This is a genomic window from Pseudoalteromonas fuliginea (assembly GCF_000690055.1).
Classification (GTDB): domain Bacteria; phylum Pseudomonadota; class Gammaproteobacteria; order Enterobacterales; family Alteromonadaceae; genus Pseudoalteromonas; species Pseudoalteromonas fuliginea.
Genome location: NZ_JJNZ01000314.1, coordinates 1 through 340 on the forward strand (window position 1 = coordinate 1; position 340 = coordinate 340).

A 340-nucleotide genomic window follows, 5' to 3' on the forward strand; every position below is an offset into this window, starting at 1 on the left:
ATGCCGCCACTCAGACTGTCTGCACCGCCACCGCCGTGAACAGTGTCATCGCCTTCACCTGCCAGAACGGTATCAGCACCCGCGCCCGCATTTACCAGATCGTCGTCTTCTCCGTCCGCAGGATTGATGGCATCGTCATTGTCGATGCGATCCCCCTCTGGGTCGCCCAGGTAAGAGGTGTCAATCAGATCATCGCCAGCGGTTCCTTCAACGATACCATCAAGGCCGCCACCGTTGACGTCGACAACGTTGTCGTCCAGCACCGCAACATAATCGATACCACCACTAAAGGAGTTACCACCGTCACCATCGGCACCAATGACAAAGCTGTCTTCGCCAT

Annotated in this window: 1 pseudogene; it reads right to left on the minus strand. The window is 56.8% G+C overall.

Going from position 1 to position 340, the window contains the following annotated elements:
* Nucleotides 1-263: pseudogene (locus tag DC53_RS22925) on the minus strand (hypothetical protein); the annotation flags it as partial.
* Nucleotides 264-340: the final 77 nt, after the last annotated feature.